This window comes from Methylobacterium sp. WL116 (assembly GCF_008039455.1).
In the GTDB taxonomy this organism is placed as follows: Bacteria; Pseudomonadota; Alphaproteobacteria; order Rhizobiales; family Beijerinckiaceae; genus Methylobacterium.
Genome location: NZ_VRUV01000710.1, coordinates 1 through 1,853 on the forward strand (window position 1 = coordinate 1; position 1,853 = coordinate 1,853).

The following is a 1,853-nucleotide window of genomic DNA, read 5'->3' on the forward strand; positions in this document are numbered from 1 at the left end:
GCCGCCTTGCCGGCGCCGGAGATCGCGAGCTGCCGCGCCTGGCCGCGCGTCGGCTCGTCGCGCATCAGCGCGATCTCGCGCTCGGCGATTCCGTTGTGCCAGGCCTGGGCGTCCTGGTCGAGCGCGCCCAGGCGCTGCAGCTGCGCCGGGTTGTCGGAGACCAGCGCGCGGATCCGGGCGAGGGCATCGGCGTAGGCCTTGGTGCCGGCCCGGTAGGGCTCGAGGAAGCTCGGCTCGGCGCTCAGCAGGTACCCGCGCAGGCCGGTCTCCTGGTTGACCATGGCGGTGGTCAGCGCCTCGACCTGCTCCAGGACCCGGTAGGTGTGATCGCGCCACCGTTGCGCCTCCTCGACGGAGCCGAGGCCGCGCCAGCTCACCAGCGCGGCGAGGCCGGCCGCGCCGATGATGACCGCGAAGACCAGCAGGAGCTTGGTCATCAGGCGTAGATCGACGACGGTACGCATTCGAAAGCCCCGGGATGACGGCGCAAGACCGAGTTTTTCCTCTCGGACGCGGTGTTCATCCTCTACGCGGCAAGCGGTTAAGCCCGCGCTACCGACGAAGTGTTGCGCGCACGCCGAAGCGGCCGCGCGAATACGGATGCCGTCACCTGCTACAACCTACCGGTTGCATCGGTGGAAGCGCATGCCGGCGACCCCGACTCGCCGTCCCGCAGCTCGTCGGCGGGTCCGTGCGAGGCCGGGCGTTCGGGCCCCCTCCCCCGGCATCGCACGCCGGACGCCAGGAGAATTTTTCGGAGCCGGCCGGGAACCGGATCGCGGTGTTCGCATTTTCTGCGCGCGAGGCCGTTCGAAGGCTCGCCCACGGGCGCCGGAAGGCATCCGGCGACCCTTGTCATCACGTTGCTCCCAGGAGGATGTGGTCATGAGGACCCTTGATTTCGCACCGCTCTACCGATCCACCGTCGGCTTCGACCGCCTGTTCGCGATGCTGGACCGAGCCGCGCAGGCCGAGGCGTCGTCGACCTGGCCGCCCTACGACATCGAGCGGGTGGCCGACGACGCCTATCGCATCACCATGGCCGTCGCCGGCTTCGCACCCGGCGAGATCGAGCTGACGCAGCACGGCGCCAGCCTTCTGGTCGCCGGCCGGCGAAAGGCGCCCGAGGACGAGCGCCGGATCCTGCATCGCGGCATCGCCACCCGCACGTTCCGCCAGACCTTCGAGCTGGCCGACCACGTGACGGTCGTCGGCGCGAGCCTCGAGCACGGCCTGCTCACCGTGACCCTCAAGCGCGAGGTGCCCGAGGCCCTCAAGCCGCGGCGCATCCCGATCGGCGGCACGGCGGCCGCCGTGAGCCGGGACGCCTTGAGCCAGGACGACGCGCCGAGCCGGATCGAGACCGGGCGCAAGGCGGCCTGAGCCCCCGGCGCGCGCCTCGATTCCGACGGCCGTGAACCTTGTGCCGCCCTGGCCTGCGGGCCCGCGCGGGGGCTCCGGCCCGTGTGTCCATCCCATCGCGCATCAGGAAGGAGGATCATCGATGAGGGAGACGCAGCTTTTCCGTTCCGGCGCCATGAATCCCGGTTCCGGCGCCATGAACCCCGATGGCGCGCATGATTGCGGCGGCGCCCATCCGGCTTCGTTCGAGGCCTGGCAGGCGCTCGTCGCCCCCGGCGACGTGTTCCGCCACCCGCGGGAGGTCCTGGCCCACCCCGCGCTCTCGCGGGCGGACAAGCGCGCGATCCTGGCGTCTTGGGCGTCGGATGCCTGCGTGCTCGCGGATTCGCCCGGCATGCGGTGCCTCGTCGGCAGCCGGGCCGAGCCGGTCTCGGTCGACGCCGTCCTCGCGGCGCTGGGCGAGCTCGACCGGGCGGTCCGCCGGGCAGGCC

General features: G+C 71.9%; 2 protein-coding genes and 1 pseudogene. 2 read left to right on the forward strand and 1 reads right to left on the reverse strand.

The window, feature by feature from the left end; all coding sequences use genetic code 11:
- The coding region (locus tag FV223_RS26530; RefSeq protein WP_246689824.1) for a CHASE3 domain-containing protein at positions 1–437 on the reverse strand (437 nt) is incomplete at its 3' end.
- Positions 438–885: 448 nt separating this feature from the next.
- Between FV223_RS26530 and FV223_RS26535 the strand changes: the two genes are divergently transcribed.
- On the forward strand, positions 886–1,383 hold the full coding sequence (locus FV223_RS26535; protein ID WP_147729722.1) for an Hsp20 family protein: 498 nt from the start codon (positions 886–888) through the stop codon (positions 1,381–1,383).
- Between the two features lie 175 nt (positions 1,384–1,558).
- Positions 1,559–1,853: pseudogene (locus FV223_RS26540) on the forward strand (hypothetical protein); the annotation flags it as partial.